Source organism: Labrys sp. (in: a-proteobacteria), assembly GCF_047605565.1.
In the GTDB taxonomy this organism is placed as follows: Bacteria; Pseudomonadota; Alphaproteobacteria; order Rhizobiales; family Labraceae; genus Labrys; species Labrys neptuniae.
Genome location: NZ_JASGFM010000050.1, coordinates 39767 through 46844 on the forward strand (window position 1 = coordinate 39767; position 7078 = coordinate 46844).

The 7078-nt window shown below is 64.0% G+C and carries 8 protein-coding genes; 5 read left to right on the forward strand and 3 right to left on the reverse strand.

Annotation, left to right across the window (positions count from 1 at the left end; genetic code table 11):
- Window positions 1–12: 12 nt before the first annotated feature.
- A complete protein-coding gene (locus tag QM672_RS29005) occupies window positions 13–1173 on the forward strand; it encodes an endonuclease/exonuclease/phosphatase family protein (protein ID WP_311944180.1) in 1161 nt (386 codons plus the stop codon).
- Between the two features lie 57 nt (window positions 1174–1230).
- Entirely contained in the window at window positions 1231–1938 is a 708-nt protein-coding gene (locus QM672_RS29010; protein WP_367626818.1) for a glutamine amidotransferase, read from the forward strand.
- 78 nt (window positions 1939–2016) lie between these two features.
- Here QM672_RS29010 and QM672_RS29015 read toward each other — a convergent pair whose 3' ends face one another.
- Window positions 2017–3087, reverse strand: a complete 1071-nt coding sequence (locus QM672_RS29015) for an NAD(P)H-dependent flavin oxidoreductase (RefSeq protein ID WP_415086776.1) — start codon at window positions 3085–3087, stop codon at window positions 2017–2019.
- Between the two features lie 116 nt (window positions 3088–3203).
- On the opposite strand from QM672_RS29015, the gene QM672_RS29020 reads away from it, so the two are divergent.
- Window positions 3204–4067 (forward strand): LysR substrate-binding domain-containing protein, encoded by an 864-nt coding sequence (locus QM672_RS29020; protein ID WP_415086778.1) that lies wholly within the window; start codon window positions 3204–3206, stop codon window positions 4065–4067.
- Window positions 4068–4085: 18 nt separating this feature from the next.
- On the opposite strand, the gene rdgB is transcribed toward QM672_RS29020, so the two are convergent.
- The gene (gene rdgB, locus QM672_RS29025) at window positions 4086–4697 is read right to left on the reverse strand and encodes an RdgB/HAM1 family non-canonical purine NTP pyrophosphatase (RefSeq protein ID WP_367626821.1); all 612 of its coding nucleotides are present in this window, start codon (window positions 4695–4697) and stop codon (window positions 4086–4088) included.
- On the reverse strand, window positions 4697–5410 hold the full coding sequence (rph, locus tag QM672_RS29030) for a ribonuclease PH (protein ID WP_311944187.1): 714 nt from the start codon (window positions 5408–5410) through the stop codon (window positions 4697–4699). The genes rdgB and rph overlap by 1 nt, the downstream gene beginning before the upstream one ends.
- 437 nt (window positions 5411–5847) lie before the next feature.
- On the opposite strand from rph, the gene mdh reads away from it, so the two are divergent.
- The gene (gene mdh, locus QM672_RS29035) at window positions 5848–6810 is read left to right on the forward strand and encodes a malate dehydrogenase (protein ID WP_311944190.1); all 963 of its coding nucleotides are present in this window, start codon (window positions 5848–5850) and stop codon (window positions 6808–6810) included.
- 98 nt (window positions 6811–6908) lie between these two features.
- The coding region (locus QM672_RS29040) for an ATP-grasp domain-containing protein (protein WP_415086783.1) at window positions 6909–7078 on the forward strand (170 nt) is incomplete at its 3' end.

Sequence of the window (7078 nt, forward strand, 5' to 3'; positions counted from 1 at the left end):
AAGGGTAGCCCGATGTCCTCCTCCGTCCTGCGCGTCGCCACCTTCAACACCCAGCTGCTGGCGAGGCCCGGCGTGCGCTTTCACGAGCAGCCGCCCTACTCACCCGAAGAATATGAAGCCAAGACCGCATTCATCGGCGGGCTGCTCGAACGCGGCCAGGTCGATCTCGCCGGCTTCCAGGAAGTATTCCACGAGGAAGCCCTGCGCGAGGCGGTCTGGAAGGCGCCGCGTCTTCAGGGGGCAACCGTCAATGCGCCGCTCGCCGATGACGACGGACCCAAGACCCCGGATGGAGCACTCAATGCGCCGCGGGTCGGGCTGGCGAGCCGGCTCCCCGTGCTCAAGGTCGAATCGATCGCAGCCTTTCCACCCGGCCTCGGCCAGGGCTTTGCCGTCAGGCGCGACGAGAACGGGCGCCAGCAGGCCGTCCCGGTCGGCATCAGCTTCTTCGAGCGTCCGGTCCTGCGGGCCGAGGTGCTGCTGCCCGACAGCGTACCGCTGACCGTCTATGTGGTGCACCTCAAGTCGCGCCGGCCGGTGGTGCTGGAGGATGAGGACCGGCGTGATCCGGCCGTGCGGGCACTCGCCGTAGTGCGGGCGCTGCTGCAGCGCGGCGCCGAGGCCGCGGCGCTGAGAGTGATGCTGTCGCGGGAGATGGCAGGGCGGGGCACCGAACCCCGCCCGGTGATGGTGCTGGGTGATCTCAATGACGAACTCACCAGCGTGACCACCGAACTCATCCGCGGCGAGCAGCCGCTGCCCGAGAGCCTGAAGCCGCTGATGGCCGATCCCGGCGACTGGCAGCGCAAGAACCGCCGCCTGTGGGACCTGCATCTCTATGCCGCCTCCGACCAGCAGGCCATGCACATCAAGGGAACCACCCTCTATACCCACATCCATTTCGGCGATTATCAGGTGCTGGACCACATCCTGTTCAGCCAGGAGTTTCACAACCGCAATCCGCACCGGATCGGCGATTTCCGCTATCTGCAGGTCTATAACGACCATGTCGTCGACACGCATATGACCGACATGACCCGCAATGTCCGCACCGCCAGCGATCACGGCGTGCCGGTGGCGGAATTCAACCTGCTCACGGCTGCTTCACGCAAAGTGCTGCAAAATGGCACCAGCAGTGCAGGTAATGTGCCTTCCGGCACCGCCAATGCTTAACTTTTCGCTAAGACTTCCGTAACATCATGGTTACGAAATCGTTTCACAGGCCGAATCGTGACGGGAAAGATCCTCATCGTTCTGCATCAGGAACATTCATCGCCCGGGCGGATCGGGCGCTTTCTGATCGAACGCGGCTATGAACTCGATATCAGGCGCCCTCGTTTCGACGATCCCCTGCCAGAGACCATGCGCGACCATGCCGGGGCCGTGATCTTCGGCGGGCCGATGAGCGTGAACGACCAGGAGGCCTGGATCCGCCGCGAGATCGACTGGATCGGCGTGCCCCTGAACGAAAACAAGCCCTTTCTTGGTGTCTGCCTCGGTGCCCAGATGCTGACGCGCCATCTTGGCGGCCGGGTCTCGCGCCATGAGGGCGGCCAGGTCGAGATCGGCTATTGGCCGATCGAGCCGACGGCGGAAGGCCGTTCCCTGATGTCCTGGCCGAGCCATGTCTATCATTGGCACAATGAAGGTTCGGAGCATGTGCGCGGCACGCGGCTGCTTGCCACTGGCTCAACCTTTGCCAACCAGGCCTTCGCCTGCGGTCGCGCGGCCTATGGCCTGCAGTTCCATCCCGAAGTCACCTATCTGATGATGAACCGCTGGACGACCGGAAGCGAGGAGAGCTTCAAGCTGCCCGGCGCGCAGGATCGCGAGCAGCAATTCTCCGGCCGCTGGCAATATGATCCGGGCATGCAGCAATGGCTGCACGGCTTCCTCGATCTCTGGCTGATGCCGGCCATGGCGATGGCTGCGGAGTGATTTGGAGCGCGGGCTTCCAGCCCGCTCTTGGAAACGCAACGGCTGGGAAGGAAGAGCGGACTGGAAGTCCGCGCTCCATCATCTCCCCAGCTTGGCCAGCGCTTCCGCCGCCAGGCGCTTCGTCAATTCGCCCGCCGAAGATGCATCCCGACCCAGGCGCGCAGCCTGGCCGGACCATAGCGACATGAAGTCGCCGGAGCCCTGCGGCTCGGTTTTGGCCCGCAGCGGCGCCAATGCTCCGCCGGCGAGCGGGAAGGCGGGAGCGAGTTCCGATATCGGGCCGACTTCGCGCATCAGGCGATTGACGATGCCACGGGCTGGCCGCCCCGTGAACAGGTTGGTGAGGGCGGTCTTGTCGGCATCGGGGCTGCGCAGGGCGGCGGCATGCGGGGCAGGCATGCGTGCCTGTGGCGTGAACATATAGGCAGTGCCGATCTGCACCGCAGCGGCGCCCAAGGCGAAGGCCGCAACGATGCCGCGAGCGTCGGTGATGCCACCGGTGGCGATCACCGGTACCTTCACGGCATCCACCACTTGCGGCACCAGGGCGAAGGTACCGATCTGGGTGGCGATGTCGTCGGTGAGGAAGACGCCGCGATGGCCGCCCGCTTCGAAACCCTGGGCGATGATGGCGTCACAGCCATGATCCTCGAGCCAGCGTGCCTCGTCGACCGTGGTGGCGGAGGAGAGGACCTTGGCACCCGTGGCCCTCACGCGGTCGAGCAGGGTTTTTTCGGGCAGGCCGAAATGGAAGCTGACGATCGGGGGCCTGAACTCCTCGACGATGGTGCAGAGCTCGTCGTCGAAGGGAGCCCGGTTCGAGCTTGGAATCGGCGCGGCGGCATCGATACCCACCTCGCGGTAATAGGGCTCGAGCCGTTTGCGCCAGCCGGCCTCGCGGGCCAGGTCGGGCGTTGGCGAAGTGTGGCTGAAGAAGTTGACGCTGAACGGCTTCGTGATCTGCTGGCGGATGAGGCCGAGTTCGGTGCGGACCTGTTCGGGCGTCAGTGTGGCGCAGGGCAGGGAGCCGAGCCCGCCTGCCTCGCTGACCTCGATCACCATCTCATAATGGCAGGGGCCTGCCATTGGCGCCTGGATGATGGGGATCTCGATGCCGAAGAGCTCCTGAATGCGCTGATCGGGCCACATCGCCGTTCTCCTTGGTTGGCCTCGCCGCTCCAGGGCGAGAACTAAACTGGAGACAGGCCTATCATTTCATTTTTGAAAATGATAACTGTTTTTTTATTCTCAAAAAGAGAACTAAATTGGATCTATCCTCCCTCGATATCTTCCTTGCCGTTGCCGACGAGCAGAGCGTTACCCGGGCTTCGAACCGTTTGGGACGGGTGCCCTCCAACGTGACCACACGGGTCCGGCAGCTCGAGCAGGAACTGGGCGTGGCGCTGTTCAGCCGGAACGGCAAGCGTATGCGTCTGACCCGGGAAGGACAGGTCTTTCTCACCTATGCCAATCGCCTGGTCGCCCTGGCGGACGAAGCCCGCGGCGCGCTGAAGCCATCGGGGCCAGCCGGATCCTTCCGGGTGGGGGCGATGGAGAGCACGGCTGCGAGCCGCCTGCCGCCGGTGCTGGCGAAATTCCACGCCGCCTGGCCCGCCGTATCGCTGCAACTGATCACCGGCGGCACGAAGGGCCTGATCCGCCGGCTGCTCGCGCATGAGCTCGATTGCGCCCTGATCGGGCAGCCGCCCATCGAGGGGATCGACACCGGCTATGATGCCGGGCGGCTCGAAGGCGAACGTGTCTTCACCGAGGATCTGCTGATCGTGCTGCCACCCGGCCATCCGCCGATTGCCAAGGCTGCCGACCTCAGGGTCGACAGCCTTGCCGCCCTTGAGCCGGGCTGTACCTACCGGGCCGTAGCCGAGCATTGGGCGCGCGGCGCCAGGAGGCTGCGCGTGCAGGAGCTGGCCTCCTACCATGCCATGCTGGCGGCGGTCTCGACCGGCAACGCCGTCGGCGTCATGCCGCGTTCCGTGCTCGATCTCCTGCCGGGCGGAAGCGAGGTACAGACCCATCGCCTCGGACAGATCGAAACACTGCTCGTCCGGCGCAGAGGCGAGGCGTCGCCGGCCTTTGAGGCATTCCGGCGGGCGCTTACGGAAGGGTGATTCCGCCCGATGTTGCCGTCAATCCTTCAGGCAGGCCTCTGCCAGCTTCTGGAAGGAGCGGGCGCGGTGGGAGACGGTGTTCTTCTGCGCTTCCGTCATCTCGGCGAAGGTCTTGTCCGAGCCCTCGGGCTGGAACATCGGGTCATAGCCATGCCCGTGTTCGCCGCGGGTCGGCCAGACCAGGGTGCCGTCGGCCCGCCCTTCGAAAGTCTCGGAATGACCGTCGGGCCAGACCACGCTGAGAACGGAGACGAAACTGCCGCGCCGTTGTGCCGGCTCGGTTGCGCCGACTGCGAGCAACTCGTCCTGGGCCCTCTGCATGGCGATGTCCCAGTCGCGGGTCGGACCGGACCAGTCCGCCGTGTAGACGCCGGGCGCCCCGTCCAGGGCCTCGATGCACAGGCCTGAATCGTCGGCGATGGCCGGCAGGCCGGTGGCTTCGAGGGCGGCGAGCGCCTTGATGCGGGCATTCTCGACGAAGGTCGTCCCGGTCTCCTCCGGCACGGGCAGGCCGAGCTGGCCGACGGAGACGACATCCACGCCATAGGGCGCCATCAACGCCTTGAACTCGGAGAGCTTGCCGTTGTTGTGCGTGGCAAGCACCAGCTTGCCGGCGAGGCGGCGGCCCATCACGCCACCGCCTGCTTCTGCAACTCGACCAACTCGCCGATACCCTTGCGGGCCAATGTCAGCATCTCCAGGAACTGTTCCTGGCTGAAGGGTGCCCCCTCGGCCGTGCCTTGGATCTCGACGAGGCCGCCCGAGCCCGTCATTACGAAATTGGCATCGGTCATCGCTTCCGAATCCTCGACATAATCGAGGTCGAGCACCGCCGTTCCCTTCGAGATGCCGCAGGAAATCGCGGCGACATGGTCCTTGATCGGGCTGACGGTGAGCATCTTGCGCTCCATCATCCACTTCACGCATTCCTGCAGGGCCACGAAGCCGCCGGTGATCGAGGCGGTACGGGTGCCGCCATCGGCCTGCAGCACGTCGCAATCGATGGTGATCTGCTTCTCGCCCAGACGCACCAGGTCGACCACGGCACGCAGCGAACGTCCGACCAGGCGCTGGATCTCCTGGGTACGGCCGGATGGCTTGCCGGAGGAGGATTCGCGGCGCGTGCGCTCATGCGTGGCGCGCGGCAGCATGGCATATTCGGCCGTAACCCAGCCCTTGCCGGTGCCGCGCAGCCAGGACGGAGGCTTGTCCTCGAGGCTGGCGGTGCACAGCACATGGGTTTCGCCGAATTTGATCAGGCAGGAGCCTTCGGCATAGCGGGCGACGTTGCGCTCGATCGAAACGGGACGCAGCTCATCGAAAGCGCGGCGGGAAGGACGCATCGGATTCTCCAAATTTGTGGCCGCCTTGTAGCCCGGCCGGCGTCGCCTGTCACGGTGCCGTGCATATTGCCTGGCAGTGAAAGGCGGCAAGCCGAGACCGGGGCGATGCCGGCATGGCCTCCTCTGAGCGGAAGTAGCCTACCTGGAAGGGTAGGCGGTTGATTCAGAGGAAAATCTCATGAACCATGTTACATGTTACAAAATTTGAAATATGTAACCTCAATTTTTGGCCCAAAACTTGTTTGGAGAGGAATGTGTCCCTATCTGATATGTCATTGATTGGAAATGATTATCTTGTAGATCTATGCATCTTGAGAGCGCGGGGCGACAGGCGTTTCAACCTGGGGTCGCCTATCGCTTGAACCCTGCTTCCAAAGGGGCTATCGGAGGTGGGGAACGAAACTCACCTTTGGCTACAATCTCAGGGACATTACGTTATGGCACGTAGCAAGATCGCTCTTATCGGGGCGGGACAGATCGGTGGCACGCTGGCTCTTCTGGCCGGTCTGAAAGAACTGGGCGATATCGTGCTCTTCGACGTGATGGAAGGCGTACCGCAGGGCAAGGCCCTCGACATCGCCGAGGCTGCCCCGGTCGACGGCTTCGACGTCAAGCTTGCCGGCACCCAGAGCTACGAAGGCATCAAGGGCGCCGATGTGGTGATCGTCACTGCCGGCGTGCCGCGTAAGCCCGGCATGAGCCGTGACGATCTCCTCACCATCAACCTCAAGGTGATGGAGCAGGTCGGCGCCGGAATCGCCAAATATGCCCCGGACGCTTTCGTCATCTGCATCACCAATCCGCTCGACGCCATGGTCTGGGCGCTGCAGAAGTCTTGCGGCCTGCCGGCCAACAAGGTCGTCGGCATGGCCGGCGTGCTCGACTCCTCGCGCTTCCGCCACTTCCTGGCCGACGAGTTCAACGTCTCTGTGGAAGACGTCACCGCCTTTGTGCTCGGCGGCCATGGTGACACCATGGTTCCCTCCGTGCGCTATTCCACAGTGGCCGGCATCCCGCTGCCCGACCTCATCAAGATGGGCTGGATCACGGAAGCGCGCCTTGCCGAGATCGTGCAGCGCACCCGTGACGGCGGCGCCGAGATCGTCAACCTCCTGAAGACCGGCTCGGCCTTCTATGCGCCGGCCGCCTCCGCCATCGTGATGGCCGAGAGCTATCTCAGGGACAAGAAGCGCGTGCTGCCCTGCGCCGCGCATCTCACCGGCCAGTATGGCGTCAACGACCTCTATGTCGGCGTGCCTGTGGTTCTGGGCGCCGGCGGCGTCGAGCGCATCGTCGAGATCCAGCTCGACAAGGAAGAGCGGGCCGGCTTCGAGAAGTCGGTCAATGCGGTGAAAACCCTGGTCGACGCCTGCAAGACCATCGCTCCCTCGCTCGCCTGATCCCCAGAGCAAGCGCGTTCGAACGAAAACGCGTCTTTGGGATTTGGGGAGATTTCATCAAATCTCGAAACGCTTTAGCCAATCTGGAGCTACTGGCCATGAACATTCATGAATACCAGGCAAAGGCGGTCCTGAAGGAATTCGGCCTGCCCGTATCGAAGGGCGTCCCGGCCTTGACGGTCGAGGAAGCGGTGAAGGGGGCGAAAGAGCTCTCCGGTCCGCTTTACGTGGTGAAGTCGCAGATCCATGCGGGCGGGCGCGGCAAGGG